Consider the following 13,588-nt stretch of genomic DNA (forward strand, 5'->3'; position numbering starts at 1 on the left):
CTCAAGCCGGGACGGCGCGTACGGAGTCACCCCGGCCGATGGCGTAGTAGGCAAGCCCTGCCGCTTTGACGGTAGCGGGATTGAAGAGATTGCGCCCATCGACGACGACGGGTTCGAGCAACGTGTTGCTCAGTTGGGAGAAGTCGACGGTACGAAAGGCTTTCCACTCGGTGCAGATGACCAGTGCATGGGCGCCTTCCAGGGTATCGTCGCGCTGCTCGGCGAGGAGGAGATCATCGCGCTCCCCGTAGAGGCGACGGCACTCGTGGCTGGCCTCCGGGTCGAACGCTTGCACGCGCGCACCAGCGTTCCACAGGGCTTCTATCAAGGTCCTGCTGGGCGCCTCTCGCATGTCATCGGTATTGGGCTTGAAGGCAAGCCCCCACAAGGCGATGGTTTTGCCTGCCAGTTGACCATCCAGGGCCTGAGAGAGTTTGTCGAACAGCGTGCTCTTCTGGCGCGTATTGACCTGTTCCACCGCCTTGATGACATGCGCGGGCTGGCCGATGTCGTCGGCGGTATTGGCAAGCGCTCTGACATCTTTGGGGAAGCAGGAGCCACCGTAGCCACAGCCGGGATAGATGAAACTGTAACCAATGCGCGGGTCGGACCCGATCCCGTTGCGAACCTCTTCGATTTCGGCGCCCAGGTGCTCGGCCAGGTTGGCGACTTCGTTGATGAAGCTTATCTTGGTCGCAAGCAAGGCATTGGCCGCGTACTTTGTCAATTCGGCGCTGCGTACACCCATGAACATCAGCTTGTCGCGCTGGCGGTTGTAAGGGCCGTAACACTCCCGCATGGCGTCCTTGACGCGCTCGGATTCGGTGCCAACGATAATGCGAGAACCGCGGGAGAAGTCCTCGATGGCCGCTCCTTCCTTGAGAAACTCCGGGTTCGAGCAAACGTCGAAATCCAGCGCGAGGCCCCGCTTTTCGAGCTCGGTAGCCACCGCTTGCTCCACCTGGGTGGCGGTCCCTACGGGCACGGTCGATTTGTCGACGATGATCGTGTAGTCATCCATATGCTGGCCGATCGTCTGGGCCACCTTGAGGACGTACTGAAGATCGGCACTGCCATCTTCGTCGGAAGGGGTGCCCACCGCGATGAACTGAAGCGAGCCGAATTTGACCGCTTCTGGCGCATCGGTGGTAAATTTCAACCGGCCAGAGGCTTGATTATCTCGTACCAGGCGCTCCAGCCCCGGTTCGAAAATCGTTAAATTGCCCGCTTCAAGACTGGCCACTGTCTTCTCGTCGACATCGACGCACATAACGTCATGACCGACATCGGCCAGGCAGGCACCCGTTACGAGACCCACATAGCCACAACCGAAAATACTAATTTTCATGTTCCCTGTTACTCCTTGGTAAAGTGTCGTCTTATATTTTTATGTCAAAAGGTTTCGATGAGCATTAGCTTGATTAGCTAAAAAAGCTCATGGTCTTAATGCTGAAATATTTCAATTCAAATAAATTAATGCATTCTTATATTAATAGTTTCGATTAAAAGTTGGCCACTATGGTGGTATTGATTTTTAGTATTTTCAAGGCGTGTCACGAATCCAAATGGAAAGTTGGACAGGTCTACTATCGACTATAAGAGTTACTTTGATAGCTTTGAGTCGATCGAAACGGGGCATGTTTTTAGCGAGGAATCGCGTTGATTAAACGATAGATAGAGGCGGGATTTGTCGTGTTTAAAGCCCGTTATGCCGGGCCTTATGCGGTATTTAGGCCAGATTGATGAGTGTCGAATATATCGGTCGCTCTCTGGCTTTCGTGATATTCAAAATGAGGCCATCGTATTGCCCAATTCTTTGCCAAAGAAAATATTTTTATTTAATCCATGTTATTAAGAAAATAAAGTGTGTAGATCGATCCTTTATCATTAAATAATAAATATACTTTAATATATGTTGTTGATGACTGAGATTGAGGTGCCATTTTGAGAGGAGATATTAATATAAATAATTTTTTAACTTGAGTTATTTGCATGGCTTTTCGATTTAAGTTAAAGCGATATTTTCTAACGTCGCTTTTTCTTTTCTCTATCTTCCTATTCTCGTTCGTGATCTACGCGCCGCTATTTCGTTAAGGTGTCATTGACGTATTTGATTGGGGATCGTCGTGAGGCGGCTTTGCAGGGATTATTAGCCTTGTGATGCGGCGCTATTTTCAAGCTGCCGGGAATCGGCCGGATTGGCCAGGCGCGCCAGGTAAGTCTGCGCGAGCGACCCTACACGACGTCTCGATATATTTGCAGATACTTTATTAAAGGATTAGTATTTGTAAATAATAGTTGAGGTTGGTCATGCAAACAGCACCTGAGTTAGCGAACGACAAAGCCGCCGCCGCGGCCGGTTTGAAGGCCGCGGTCCGCATTCTGGATAAATGGCAGGCAAGCGGAGAGCAAGGCGAGGCGATTCTACGTGTTTCGCATTCGACCTACGCCCGGGCGCGGCGTGGGGAGCTTGCCGAAATCAAGCTCGACAGCGACCAGCTCACCCGCATCAGCTATCTGCTCAATATTCACGCGGCGCTGCGTACCCTGTTTGAAAACCCGGAGAACATCTACGGGTTTGTCTCCATGGCCAATCATAACCCTTACTTTAATGGCCGTACGCCGCTCGAGGTGATCGCAAGTGGCGACTTCGCCGCGCTTTACGAAACGTTCAAGCGCATCGATAGCCTGCGAGGCGCCCAGTGGTAACGGTGGATGCGCTGGCGCAGCGCGTGCCCAATCGGGTCGAAGGCTACCGGCTGATCAATAGCAAATTCCCGCCGATCGCACTTTTCGACGACGTGGCCGATGCGGATGAGTTCGAAGCGCTTTTCAAGCTTCAGGCGCTGACCAATCCCCGCATTCGCAACGAGCTGGGGGATTTGGCGCTGCTACCCACCGAGGAGATTCCCTTCGGGATTCGCGGGTGTTCCTACGCCGCCGGGGCATTTACCCACGTCAATCCGGATGGTTCGCGCTTTAGCGACGGGCATTTTGGCGTGCTTTATATCGCGGATACGTTAGCCACGGCGATCGCCGAGGTCAGCCACCACCAGCAGGCCTATTGGGAGAAAGTGCCCGCGCTTCATTATGAACGCTTCGTGTTTCGAGGACTGCGCTGCACGTTCGATGAGAAAAATTGCCGCGATGGACTCGCCCTTGAACAGGATCATCCGGTTTATGACCCGGACAGCTACCGCGCTTCCCGCGTACTGGGCAGAGAACTTCGTCAGGCCCGGGAACCAGGGCTTCGCTATCGGTCGGTGCGAAATCCCGGGGCGACCTGCTGGGCGCTAATGACCCCACGCTATGTGAAGGGCGTCGTGCAAACCACGCATATCGAGATGGTCTGGAATGGCCGACTGACACAGGTCAACCGGCTTTCGGCACTGGCGGGAAAAGAGAAGTAGGCTAGCGGCGGTGCTGTTCGGTAAAGCGCTGCATAATGGCGAGGGTTTCGTCGCTGACGTGGTGCTCCATACCTTCGGCATCGATGCGGGCGGTGCTGTCGGTCACGCCCAGCGCGCGCAAAAAGTGCAGCACGACATCGTGGCGGCCCCGAGAGGTCTGCGCCATTTTCTTGCCTTCTTCGGTCAAAAAGAGCGAGCGGTAGGGCTGGCTGGTGACAAGGCCCAGCTCGTTGAGACGGCGGATCATTTTTGAAACGGTCGCCTGGCTTACCGCCATGCGATTGGCGATATCCGCTGCCCGCGCTTCACCGCGATGATCGAGCAAGTCGCCAATGAGCTCTACGTAGTCTTCGATCAGCTCGGTTTCATGAGCGTTGCGCACCGTTTCGTACTGGCGAGCGTGTTGCTCGACCGGCGGAAGCGCATCGTTGCTATGGCCGCCCCGTAATGGACGTTGCGGCGTTTGGTCATCACTCATTGGCAAAACTTACTGGCAGTAGATGGAAACAGCGTCATAAAGCTAGCGTATCGCACCGGCGATTGTTAGCCAAGGCTAAATTGTTTACCCGTGGCTTTTACCGGCCAACGCCTGCACCGGCGCATACTAGCATACCCCTAACGCCTCTAGCGCCGTTCGCGGCAGGGCGGCCGCCGCGGTTAGCGCTTGGCTTCACCTGCGGCCAGCGAGTTGATCTGACTCTGTACGCCCAACGCATCTTCTACATCCAGTTGAAAGGCGATCCCGGTGCCCGGCGTTTCATCGAATTCGCCCACCCGGGCAATCGCTTCGAGTATTGCCCGGCTGGCGCTCGCCTCGCTGAGAAAAAGCAGCACATCGCGTTGAGCGGTGATCTCCATACCCAAAAAGCCATGCACCGGATGATGGCCTTCGCCGCGGGCGTTGTTGATCACGGTCGCTCCTGTCGCACCGGCCTCGCGGGCGGCGTTCAATACTCTATCGCTCAGCTCGTCTTCTACTAACGCGACGATCAGTTTGAAGCGCATGGTAATCTCCTTTGCGCGCTGCTATTAACGGTTGCCTAATGGCTTCGAGCGCTTTTGCGTCGATAAAGCCACTGGCTGATCTGGGCGTAGCCCATAACGGTCATGATGGGAAACAGACATGCCAGGGCGATCATGCCAAAGCCGTCCGCCAGCGGGCTGCGCCCGGGAATGGCGCCGGCGATTCCCAGGCCAAGTGCCGTGATGATCGGCACGGTAATGGTCGAGGTCGTCACCCCGCCGGAGTCGAAGGCCAGCGGTATGATGGCGCGCGGCGAGCGCAGTGTTTGCACGATCACCAGACAATAAGCTCCCAGAATGAACCAGTGAAGCGGCAAGCCCATGACGATACGCCAAACCCCGAGCGTAATGCCCATGGCCATCCCCAGGGCGACGGCGATGCGCAGCATCAAGGGGTTGAGCGTGCCGCCGGAAATCTCGCCTGCCTTGAGGGCCACGGCCATGAGCGCGGGTTCGGCAATGGTGGTGCTTGCGCCGATAGCGAAGGCGAACAGGTAGATCCAGTAATAGTCGGACCAGTGGCGCGTAGCCCTTGGCGAAAGCGCGGGTAGAAAGTCCGGGTCGGTCAGCTGGATGGCCATGAGCTCGCCCAGCGGAAACAGCGCGCTTTCCAGCCCTACCAGAAATAGCGCAAGCCCCAGCCACACCATGATGAAGCCCACGGCGACCTGGGCCGGGCGTTTGATGGGTTTGCGGATCACGCCAAACTGGAAGCCAAAAATGATCAAAATGATCGGCGCAATATCGATCGACGTACTCCAGAGGCTTTGCAGTATCGTCATGGCACGCCTCCCGCCGAGATTCCCAGACTTAGAATGCCGAATACCAGCACGAAGATGATGGGCATGATGGAGGCCAGCGCGATCAGTCCAAAGCCATCGAGCATGGGGTTACGCCCCTTGATGCTGGAAGCAAGCCCTACGCCCAGCGCGGTGACCAGCGGCACGGTAATGGTCGAGGTGGTCACCCCGCCGGAGTCGTAGGCGATCCCGATCAGCGCCTCCGGGGCGATCAGCGTAAGCAGCAGTACCAGCACGTAGCCGGTAATGATCAGCGGCGGCAAGCGCCAGCCCTTGATGATGCGTACCACGCCAAGAATCACCGCCACGCCGACCGACACCGCTACCACCAGGCGAAGCGTCAACGCAAAGCTTGCCTGGGCGCCGGGCTCGATCATGGCGCTTTCGGAAAGTACCAGCGCCGCCCGGGCGGCCACGGCGATAAGCGCCGGCTCGGCCACGGTAGAGCCAAACCCGAGGGCAAAGGCAAAAACGATCAGCCAGACGATCGAGCCCTTTTTCACGAAGGCGTGGGCCAGGCTTTCGCCAAGCGGGAAAAGCCCCAACGATAGCCCCTTGATAAAAAGCGTCAGGCCAATCAGTACGCAGAAAACGCCCACCGCGAGATCCGCCAGGGCAATGGTATCCGGCAGCGGCTGGCGAATGACCACGAGCTGAAAAAAGCCCATCACCAGCACGATCGGGGCAAGATCGCGCAGGCTGCTTTTGAGCTGGTGCAAAAGTGAAAGAACGAAAAGCATGAAGTCACATTGGGTAGGGCGCGTCGGGCCATATTACCGTGGACGCGGGTTGCGGGTTTGATATGAAGCAAGCTTTTCGAATCAAGCGTTCTAAAAACTCCCCAATAACGTGCCCAGGGTGATGACGCTGGCCAGTGCCGCGATGGGTAGCACGATAGTGACCATGGCCACGTTGGCGTAGGACTGGCGGTGGGTGAGCCCGCAGATGGCCAAAAGCGTAATGACCGCGCCGGAGTGAGGCAGAGTATCCATGCCACCCGCGGCAATTGTTGCCACCCGGTGCATCAGTTCCGGGTCGATACCGGCCTGCTGCGCCATGGCCAAATACTCGTCGCCCAGGGTTTCCAACGCAATCGAGAGCCCGCCGGAGGAGGAGCCGGTGATACCCGCCAGCACGCTCATGGCAAGCGCCTCGGAAATCAGCGGGTTGTTGGGCGACACGTTCAACACCGCGTCGCGAATGATGGCAAAGCCAGCAAGGCTTGCGATCACCGCGCCGTAACCTACTTCGGACGCCGTGTTGAAAATAGGCAACAGCGAGCCAAATACCCCTTTGTTGACGGTCGCTTTAAGATTGGCCCAGTGGCGCCAGCGGGCCACCATTAGCCAGGCGGAGGCGCTCAAGAGCGCAATCAGGATGGCCCAGAGGCCCGCCTGGTTATCCGCGGTGACGTTCTCGAAGGCGGCGTCGATAAAACTCAAATCCAGGGCGGGAAACACACCGTAGGTAAATAAAGCGTTCAGCCCGATCACCATCACCAGCGGGATCAGCGCAAGCGGCAGTGCCATGGTGGCGAGAGGGGCTTCATCAGCGCTCTCTTCGGCCTCTTTATCGGTATGTACGCCGTAGCCTTCGCCAGCTGCTTTGGCCTTGTGCACGCGCGACTGAATATAGGCGATCCCCAGCCCCAGCATGATGAGCCCGCCGATCACCCCAAGGCCCGGGGCTGCAAAGCTGTTGGTGGCGAAATACGGAATGGGAATGGCGTTCTGGATGGCCGGTGTGCCGGGCAGGGCGGTCATGGTAAAGGTGAACGAGCCAAGTGCGATGGAAGCGGGAATGAGCCGCTTGGGCACGTTGGCCTCGCGGAAAAGCTCGCGGCTGATCGGATAGATCGCAAACGCGACCACGAACAGCGATACGCCGCCGTAGGTCAGTACCGCGCAGGCCATGACCACGGTCAGTACCACGTGTTGGGTGCCCAAACGCTTGACGATACCGTTCGAGATCGAGTGGGCCGCGCCGGAATCCGCCATTAGCTGGCCAAACAGCGCGCCGAGTAAAAAAAGCGGGAAGAACTGGGTGACGTAACCGCCCAGCGCCTGCATGAAGGTGTCGGTGTACACCGGCAGCAAAAAAGCGCCATCGCCGGAAAGCAGCACGGCAAGTGATGCCATGAGCGGCGCCAACAGCAGGACCGAGATGCCCCGATAGGCCAGCAGCATCAACAGTACGAGGGAAACGATAATTGCCAGCATACTCATGGGAGTGCCTTGATCTTTGTTGTTAATAGAGTGGACAAGCGAAAAAGAGTAGGCCCGATGTTGCAAAGCAGCAATGCCTTAGTGACTAAAGTTGTAGCGAGTAACGCCGGGGCCGGGCGCTGAATTTAGCCTGCTAAAAGCCGTGGGCATCTGCTAATATTCGTCACCTTTAGCGCTAGTGCCAACGTCCACAAAACCCTTCAAGGCTTTAGGTAACTCGATGAATGCAGTGATTATTGCAGTGCTCGTCATGGTGGCGCTGTCGCTTTTACGTGTCTCGGTGGTATTCGCCCTGGTGGCGGGCGCCATTGTGGGTGGTTTGGTAGGTGGGCTCTCCCTGGAGGATACCCTGGGCGCGTTCAACGACGGCGTGGGGGGTGGTGCCCAGGTGGCGTTGGCCTACGCCACACTGGGCGCGTTCGCCGTGGCGATTTCCCGCTCCGGGCTTCCCGATATGCTCGCCGAGCGTTTGATTCGGCTTTTGGGCAAGGAGTCCACCGCGGCGCACCAAACCCGGGTCAAGTATATTTTACTGGGCGCTATCCTGATGGTGGCGATCTTCTCGCAAAACGCCATTCCCGTTCATATCGCCTTCATCCCCATTTTGATCCCGCCGCTGCTGGCGCTGATGAACCGCCTTCAGCTCGACCGCCGTGCAATCGCCTGCGCGCTCACCTTTGGCCTGACCGCCCCCTATATGTTGTTACCGGTGGGGTTCGGGGCGATTTTTCTCAACGATATTCTGCTCGCCAATTTGAACAGCGCCGGCGAAGCACTGGGGTTGGAGATCACACGGGCCATGGTCCCCATGGCGATGGCCATTCCCGTGGGCGGCATGGCGGTGGGCCTTTTGGTGGCTCTGTTTTTCAGCTACCGGGGCCAGCGCCGCTACGCCGATAAAGAGGTGGCGGCCAATAGCTCGCAGGTCAGCGCTACACCGGCCACGCCCCATGCGAAGGGGCTTATCATGTCCGGGGTTGCCATCGTCGCTGCACTGGGCTTGCAGCTTTATACCGGCTCGATGATTCTGGGCGGTCTGGTGGGCATTGGTCTTCTCTCGATGGGCGGTATCTTCAAGTGGCGCGAAGCGGACGACCTGTTCACCAGCGGCATGCGCATGATGGCGCTGATAGGCTTTATCATGATTTCCGCAGCGGGTTTTGCCGAGGTAATGAAAGCGACCGGCGATATCGATGCGCTGGTCAGCGGCGCCTTCGAACTTTTCGGCGATAACCGGGGCCTGGCGGCGCTGACCATGCTGCTGGTGGGGCTTTTCATCACCCTGGGGATTGGGTCGTCGTTTTCGACCATACCGATCATTGCCGCGATCTTCGTGCCCCTGGCCGTACAGTTTGGCTTTTCGCCCATGGCCACGGTGGTGCTGGTCGGCACCGCCGCCGCCCTGGGCGATGCAGGCTCACCCGCGTCGGATTCGACCCTTGGCCCAACCTCCGGGCTCAACGTCGACGGCCAGCACGACCACATCTGGGACAGCGTGGTACCCACCTTCATCCACTACAACCTGCCGCTGATCGCCTTTGGCTGGCTCGGCGCGATGTGGTTCTAGGTATCGCTTGCTACTTAAAAAGGCAGCCTCGGCTGCCTTTTTTTATGACGCTTTAGTGCGTTATTCGTTATTCGGAAGGTGGGATTCGAACGCGCTTAGCAATCCGCGTAGTAGCGAAAGCTCCTTGCGACTCGGCTCGGCGCGGGTGAAGAGCATTTGCAGCTGCTCTTCGGTGCGGGCGTGGGGCTGGGTCAGAAAGCCGCTTTGGCGCATCAGGCGGCCCAGATGGTCCTGGAAGTAATCGAGCTGCTCGCGGGTAGGGGGCGTGGCCTCGAGCGGGCGCTGATAGGAAAAGTCGCTTCCGGCTCGTTTGCGCCAGGCCCGGTGAACCTCGTAGGCGAGTATCTGCACGGCCTGGGAGATATTCAGGATACCGTACTCCGGGTTGGCCGGAATGCTCACCTGATGGGTGCATTCGCGAATTTCGTCGTTGGTCAGCCCCGAGCGCTCGCGCCCGAATACCAGCGCCACCGGCGCCTGCTGGGCATTTTGCACCGCGCTTTGGGCCATCTCATCGGGTTCGTCGAAGTGGGGCAGTGGCAGGCTTCTCAGCCGGGCGCTGGCACCGATCACCTGTACGCAGTCGCTGACGGCTTCATTGAGGCCATTCACGACCCGTGCGTTTTCCAGCACGTCCGTGGCGCCGGCGGCCAAACGGGTTGCTTCTTCGCTTGGAAACTCCCGGGGATTGACCAGCACCAGGTCCACAAGACCCATGGTCTTCATGGCCCGCGCCGCGGCACCGATATTACCAGGATGAAAGGTTTGAACGAGCACGATACGAATACGAGAAAGCACGGTAAGAACGACCCAAGTAAAGCCTGAATAAAGCGCGCATGGTAGCACGCTTTGGCCTCAAAAAAGCCGTCTCGCGGCCCCAAACGGCAAGAACCCCGCACAGGGCGGGGTTCTTGTCGACGTCAAACGTCAAAGCAGTGGGGCAAGGCTTACATCATGCCGCCCATGCCACCCATTCCGCCCATGCCACCCATATCCGAGGCAGCTTCTTTCTCGTCCGGGTCGTCGGCGATCATGCACTCGGTGGTGATCATCAGACCCGCCACGGAACCGGCAGACTGCAGCGCGGTACGCGTAACTTTCGCCGGGTCGAGTACGCCCATTTCGAACAGGTCGCCGTACTCGCTGGTTTGCGCGTTATAGCCGAAGTTGCCTTCGCCATCTTTAACGCGGTTGATCACGACCGCCGGCTCTTCACCTGCGTTGGTGATGATTTGGCGCAGCGGCGACTGCATGGCACGCAGCGCCATGTTGATGCCGTGGTTCTGGTCTTCGTTGTCGCCGGTCAGGCCCTGTACCTTGGCCATGACGCGAACCAGGGCGGTACCGCCGCCAGGTACGACGCCTTCTTCGACCGCGGCGCGAGTAGAGTGCAGCGCGTCTTCGACACGTGCTTTCTTCTCTTTCATCTCGACTTCGGTCGCCGCACCCACACGGATGACGGCAACGCCGCCAGCCAGCTTCGCGACACGCTCCTGAAGCTTCTCTTTGTCGTAGTCGGAAGAGGTCTCTTCGATCTGGGCACGAATCTGGTTAACCCGCGCTTCGATGTCGTTTTCCTGACCGGCACCATCGATGATGGTGGTGTTCTCTTTGGACATGGTCATGCGCTTGGCGGTACCCAGATGATCCAGGTTCGCTTGCTCGAGCGTCAGGCCCACTTCTTCAGAGATCACGGTGCCGTTGGTCAGGATCGCGATGTCCTGCAGCATGGACTTACGACGGTCACCAAAGCCAGGCGCCTTGGTCGCGGCGACTTTAACGATACCGCGCATGTTGTTGACGACCAGCGTCGCCAGCGCTTCGCCTTCGATATCTTCAGCGATGATGGCCAGCGGCTTGCCTTGCTTGGCAACGGCTTCGAGTACCGGCAGCAGTTCGCGGATGTTGGAAACTTTCTTGTCGACGAGCAGGATGTAGGGGTCCTCGAGCTCGACGGACATGGTTTCCTGGTTGGTGACGAAGTAGGGCGAGAGGTAGCCACGGTCGAACTGCATACCTTCGACCACTTCCAGCTCGTCTTCGAAACCACGGCCTTCATCGACGGTGATCACGCCTTCTTTACCGACTTTTTCCATCGCTTCAGCGATGATTTCGCCAATGCGCTTGTCGCCGTTGGCAGAGATCGTACCGACCTGAGCGATGGACTTGGTGTCGGTGCAGGGTACGGCCATTGCCTGGATTTCTTTGACGGCGGCGTTGACGGCCTGGTCGATACCGCGCTTGAGATCCATCGGGTTCATGCCGGCGGTCACGCCTTTCAGGCCTTCGGCGACGATCGCCTGGGCCAGAACGGTAGCGGTGGTGGTACCGTCGCCGGCGGCGTCAGAGGTCTTGGAAGCGACTTCCTTGACCATTTGCGCGCCCATGTTTTCGAACTTGTCTTTCAGTTCGATTTCCTTGGCAACGGAAACACCATCTTTGGTGACGGTCGGTGCGCCGAAGGATTTATCGAGTACCACGTTACGGCCTTTCGGGCCCAGCGTGACTTTTACCGCGTTGGCCAGCGTGTCAACGCCACGTGCCATACGTTTGCGGGCATCATCGGAAAACTTGACTTGCTTAGCTGCCATGTTCGTTACTTCCTAAATTGAAAGTGAATAGATGAAAGTAAATAGTCGAGACAGTCGAATTAGCCTTCGACGACCGCCAGGATGTCGGCTTCGCTCATGATCAGCACTTCTTCACCGTCGATCTTTTGCTTCTCGACGCCGAAGCCGTCCTTGAAAATCACGTTATCGCCTACTTTTACGTCCAGGGCGCGCACTTCACCGTTTTCCAGAATGCGACCATTACCGACGGCCAGGATTTCACCACGGGTCGGTTTTTCCTGGGCGTTGCCCGGTAGCACGATGCCGCCAGCGGTTTTCTGTTCTTCTTCCACGCGACGAATTACGACGCGATCGTGCAAGGGACGGATATTCATGCTTTCGTTCTCCTGAGTATCGTCAAAGCCCAACGGGCCGTTTTAAATGAATTCTCGCGGTCTTGCCCCGAGAAGTGAAGGCCTGCTGCCTTCCTGTCGAAGGCAAAAGCCACTGCTTTTGCCGAAGTCTGTGCTGATTCAAAAAGTGGGGGCTTACGCCTGCCTTTCAAGGGCCTGGAGCCAAAAAATTATCCTAAAGACCTCGACTTAAGTCGTGATCGCGGGGGCGGGTCTCACTACCGGCGACCTTCGTCTTCACGGCTAATGAACTCGCCCTCGATGGTGGTGGAGTCGCGTTGGCCGCCGCGCTGATCGTTCCAGCCGGTATGAGGCGGCTCTTGTGGGCGCGGGCCCGACTGATGAAGCGTGGTTTTCAAGCCAAACCAGGTCAGCGCCTTTACCATCAGCTGCCGCGCGTTGGGCAGCAAACAGGCAAGTCCGAGCGCATCGGATAAAAAGCCGGGGGCCATGAGCAGGGCGCCGCCGAAGATCAGCGCCGCCCCGGTGAAGATCTCGGAAGAGGGAATTTCACCCGACTGCATCCGCGCGCGTGCCCGGGCCAGTGTCGAGATACCTTCGCGGCGAATGAGGTGCAGGCCGACAAAGCCGGTGAGCACCACTAAAGCAAGTGTGGTGAGCAGGCCGATATGGCTGCCTACCGAGAAAAGCACGACAAAATCGAGTAGGGTGAAGATCGATATGAAAAGTAATACGGGCATGGCTGCCTCCAGCACTAACGTTAGTACCCTCTATGGTGCCAAAAATTACAATTACAAGCAGCCTCGCGCGCAGTGCGGGCAAAAGCGTCGCGCGCTCAATCATTAATTTTTACCTGGGAACGAGCAATGGACGTAGATCATAAAGTCATCGCGATTACCGGTGGCGCCCGCGGGTTGGGGTTTGCCGCCGCCGAACACCTGGGCGCTCGCGGTGCTCGGCTTGCGTTACTGGATACCCAACCTCAGGCGCTCAGCGAGGCCGTTGCACGCCTGGCCGAGCGCGATATTCAGGCTAACGCGTTTGAGGTGAACGTCGCAGACGAACGCTCGGTCGAGGAGGGGTTTGCGGCGATCAAGCGTACGCTCGGCCCGGTCAGCGGGTGTATCAATAATGCGGGTATTACCGACGACGCGATGCTCGTGAAGGTCAAGGAGGGCAAGGTCGAAAAGCGTATGTCGCTTGACGCCTGGCAGCGGGTGCTCGACGTGAACCTGACCGGGGCGTTTCTTTGCGGGCGTGAAGCTGCCACCCAGATGATCGAGGCGGGCCACGCTGGGGTCATCGTCAATATCTCGAGTATTTCCAAAGCGGGCAACATGGGCCAGAGCAACTACGCTGCCGCCAAGGCGGGGATTCACGCGTTGACCGTCACCTGGGGCAAAGAGCTTGCCCGCCATGGTATTCGTACCGGAACCGTCGCGCCGGGCTTCGTTTCGACGGAAATGACCGCGGCGATGCGCCCGGATATGCGCGAGCGCATCGCGGAAAGTGTGCCACTGAAAGCGCTGGGCGAGCCTTCGCATATCGCCCAGAGCGTGGCGTTCATTTTCGAGAACGACTACTTCACCGCGCGTATCATCGAGTGCGACGGTGGCTTGCGCCTTTAACCCAAGCGTGTC

General features: G+C 57.9%; 14 protein-coding genes. 4 read left to right on the plus strand and 10 right to left on the minus strand.

The features are described 5' to 3' along the window. Position 1 precedes the first annotated feature (1 nt). Positions 2–1,348, minus strand: a complete 1,347-nt coding sequence (locus ACWHXT_RS08435; protein ID WP_447957932.1) for a UDP-glucose dehydrogenase family protein — start codon at positions 1,346–1,348, stop codon at positions 2–4. A 962-nt stretch (positions 1,349–2,310) separates the two neighbouring features. On the opposite strand from ACWHXT_RS08435, the gene ACWHXT_RS08440 reads away from it, so the two are divergent. After that, positions 2,311–2,709: an antitoxin Xre-like helix-turn-helix domain-containing protein gene (locus tag ACWHXT_RS08440; protein ID WP_447929033.1), complete on the plus strand. Its 399-nt coding sequence runs from the start codon at positions 2,311–2,313 to the stop codon at positions 2,707–2,709. Next, positions 2,703–3,410, plus strand: coding sequence for an RES family NAD+ phosphorylase (locus tag ACWHXT_RS08445; RefSeq protein ID WP_447957933.1), 708 nt, complete (start codon positions 2,703–2,705; stop codon positions 3,408–3,410). The genes ACWHXT_RS08440 and ACWHXT_RS08445 overlap by 7 nt, the downstream gene beginning before the upstream one ends. A gap of 1 nt (position 3,411) precedes the next feature. On the opposite strand, the gene mntR is transcribed toward ACWHXT_RS08445, so the two are convergent. From mntR to ACWHXT_RS08470, 5 genes are all read right to left on the minus strand, one after another. Further along, positions 3,412–3,888, minus strand: a complete 477-nt coding sequence (mntR, locus tag ACWHXT_RS08450; protein WP_447528751.1) for a manganese-binding transcriptional regulator MntR — start codon at positions 3,886–3,888, stop codon at positions 3,412–3,414. Positions 3,889–4,067: 179 nt separating this feature from the next. After that, complete coding sequence (locus tag ACWHXT_RS08455) at positions 4,068–4,415, minus strand: P-II family nitrogen regulator (protein ID WP_447929035.1); 348 nt, start codon at positions 4,413–4,415, stop codon at positions 4,068–4,070. 35 nt (positions 4,416–4,450) lie between these two features. After that, positions 4,451–5,215 (minus strand): DUF1538 family protein, encoded by a 765-nt coding sequence (locus ACWHXT_RS08460; protein ID WP_447957934.1) that lies wholly within the window; start codon positions 5,213–5,215, stop codon positions 4,451–4,453. Next, entirely contained in the window at positions 5,212–5,973 is a 762-nt protein-coding gene (locus ACWHXT_RS08465) for a DUF1538 family protein (protein ID WP_447957935.1), read from the minus strand. Before ACWHXT_RS08465 ends, ACWHXT_RS08460 begins: the two co-directional genes overlap by 4 nt. A 90-nt stretch (positions 5,974–6,063) precedes the next feature. Further along, on the minus strand, positions 6,064–7,458 hold the full coding sequence (locus ACWHXT_RS08470) for a GntP family permease (protein ID WP_447957936.1): 1,395 nt from the start codon (positions 7,456–7,458) through the stop codon (positions 6,064–6,066). Positions 7,459–7,678: 220 nt separating this feature from the next. Between ACWHXT_RS08470 and ACWHXT_RS08475 the strand changes: the two genes are divergently transcribed. Continuing rightward, a complete protein-coding gene (locus ACWHXT_RS08475; protein WP_447957937.1) occupies positions 7,679–9,025 on the plus strand; it encodes a Na+/H+ antiporter family protein in 1,347 nt (448 codons plus the stop codon). Between the two features lie 60 nt (positions 9,026–9,085). Here the strand turns inward: ACWHXT_RS08475 and ACWHXT_RS08480 are convergent, their stop codons facing one another. The 4 genes from ACWHXT_RS08480 to ACWHXT_RS08495 form a co-directional block, all read right to left on the minus strand. Further along, complete coding sequence (locus ACWHXT_RS08480) at positions 9,086–9,823, minus strand: RNA methyltransferase (protein WP_447957938.1); 738 nt, start codon at positions 9,821–9,823, stop codon at positions 9,086–9,088. A 149-nt stretch (positions 9,824–9,972) separates the two neighbouring features. Continuing rightward, entirely contained in the window at positions 9,973–11,616 is a 1,644-nt protein-coding gene (groL, locus tag ACWHXT_RS08485; protein WP_447929041.1) for a chaperonin GroEL, read from the minus strand. 59 nt (positions 11,617–11,675) lie between these two features. Continuing rightward, positions 11,676–11,969 (minus strand): co-chaperone GroES, encoded by a 294-nt coding sequence (locus ACWHXT_RS08490; protein ID WP_447528761.1) that lies wholly within the window; start codon positions 11,967–11,969, stop codon positions 11,676–11,678. A 236-nt stretch (positions 11,970–12,205) separates the two neighbouring features. Next, positions 12,206–12,688: an FxsA family protein gene (locus ACWHXT_RS08495; RefSeq protein ID WP_447957939.1), complete on the minus strand. Its 483-nt coding sequence runs from the start codon at positions 12,686–12,688 to the stop codon at positions 12,206–12,208. A gap of 126 nt (positions 12,689–12,814) precedes the next feature. Here ACWHXT_RS08495 and ACWHXT_RS08500 point away from each other — a divergent pair, with 126 nt between their 5' ends. Continuing rightward, positions 12,815–13,576: an SDR family NAD(P)-dependent oxidoreductase gene (locus tag ACWHXT_RS08500; protein ID WP_447929043.1), complete on the plus strand. Its 762-nt coding sequence runs from the start codon at positions 12,815–12,817 to the stop codon at positions 13,574–13,576. Positions 13,577–13,588 lie beyond the last annotated feature (12 nt).

Source organism: Vreelandella halophytica, assembly GCF_968193635.1.

What these genes read in the sequence shown, in the direction of transcription:
- ACWHXT_RS08435 (WP_447957932.1), bottom strand. Translation starts at nt 1,348, where the DNA reads ATGAAAATTAGTATTTTCGGTTGTGGCTATGTGGGTCTCGTAACGGGT.
- ACWHXT_RS08440 (WP_447929033.1), top strand. Translation starts at nt 2,311, where the DNA reads ATGCAAACAGCACCTGAGTTAGCGAACGACAAAGCCGCCGCCGCGGCC.
- mntR (WP_447528751.1), bottom strand. Translation starts at nt 3,888, where the DNA reads ATGAGTGATGACCAAACGCCGCAACGTCCATTACGGGGCGGCCATAGC.
- ACWHXT_RS08455 (WP_447929035.1), bottom strand. Translation starts at nt 4,415, where the DNA reads ATGCGCTTCAAACTGATCGTCGCGTTAGTAGAAGACGAGCTGAGCGAT.
- ACWHXT_RS08460 (WP_447957934.1), bottom strand. Translation starts at nt 5,215, where the DNA reads ATGACGATACTGCAAAGCCTCTGGAGTACGTCGATCGATATTGCGCCG.
- ACWHXT_RS08465 (WP_447957935.1), bottom strand. Translation starts at nt 5,973, where the DNA reads ATGCTTTTCGTTCTTTCACTTTTGCACCAGCTCAAAAGCAGCCTGCGC.
- ACWHXT_RS08470 (WP_447957936.1), bottom strand. Translation starts at nt 7,458, where the DNA reads ATGAGTATGCTGGCAATTATCGTTTCCCTCGTACTGTTGATGCTGCTG.
- ACWHXT_RS08475 (WP_447957937.1), top strand. Translation starts at nt 7,679, where the DNA reads ATGAATGCAGTGATTATTGCAGTGCTCGTCATGGTGGCGCTGTCGCTT.
- groL (WP_447929041.1), bottom strand. Translation starts at nt 11,616, where the DNA reads ATGGCAGCTAAGCAAGTCAAGTTTTCCGATGATGCCCGCAAACGTATG.
- ACWHXT_RS08490 (WP_447528761.1), bottom strand. Translation starts at nt 11,969, where the DNA reads ATGAATATCCGTCCCTTGCACGATCGCGTCGTAATTCGTCGCGTGGAA.
- ACWHXT_RS08495 (WP_447957939.1), bottom strand. Translation starts at nt 12,688, where the DNA reads ATGCCCGTATTACTTTTCATATCGATCTTCACCCTACTCGATTTTGTC.
- ACWHXT_RS08500 (WP_447929043.1), top strand. Translation starts at nt 12,815, where the DNA reads ATGGACGTAGATCATAAAGTCATCGCGATTACCGGTGGCGCCCGCGGG.